1 protein-coding gene is annotated in these 455 nt (G+C 65.7%); it reads right to left on the bottom strand.

The features are described 5' to 3' along the window. The coding region (locus GHO25_RS25770) for a DUF2345 domain-containing protein (protein ID WP_153393442.1) at positions 1 to 455 on the bottom strand (455 nt) is incomplete at both ends.

Below are 455 nucleotides of genomic sequence, written 5' to 3'. Positions count from 1 at the left end.
TCGCCAGAGGCCGCGACCAGTCGCCAGCCCATACTTTGGACGAAAGTGCGCACGCCGCGGCTGGCGCTGATCAGCAGGCGTTTGCCGATGGCCAGGCTGGTGTGGCCGCCACTGGTCAGGGCCATGTGCTCGCCGCTGGTCAAGTGAGTGGATTGCGGCGTGCTGCTGGCGATTCCGGCAGGGCTGTGCAGTACCAGATAGGGTTCGCTCAGCTCCGGGAACTGGTTGGCGCTCGGGTTGCCGCCTGTCCCGCGAATGGCCGCATGCTGGTCGCTGAGTGCTTGTGCGACTTCATCTTGATCGCCGCTTTCCTGGGCCAGATGGTCGCGGGCCAGGTGGGAAAAGGTGGCGTGATGTTGCTGCGCAATGCTGAGTTGTTCGGCGCATTCGGGCAGGTCGGTGTGATGGGCGACGGCGCGGGCGCGAAGCTGGGTTGTCAGCAACAAGCCGCCGCC

It is taken from the genome of Pseudomonas sp. FSL R10-1350 (assembly GCF_009600525.1).
Lineage (GTDB): Bacteria > Pseudomonadota > Gammaproteobacteria > Pseudomonadales > Pseudomonadaceae > Aquipseudomonas > Aquipseudomonas helleri.
Note: the sequence above shows the minus strand (reverse complement) of the source record. Positions and strands in the feature narration are given on the sequence as shown.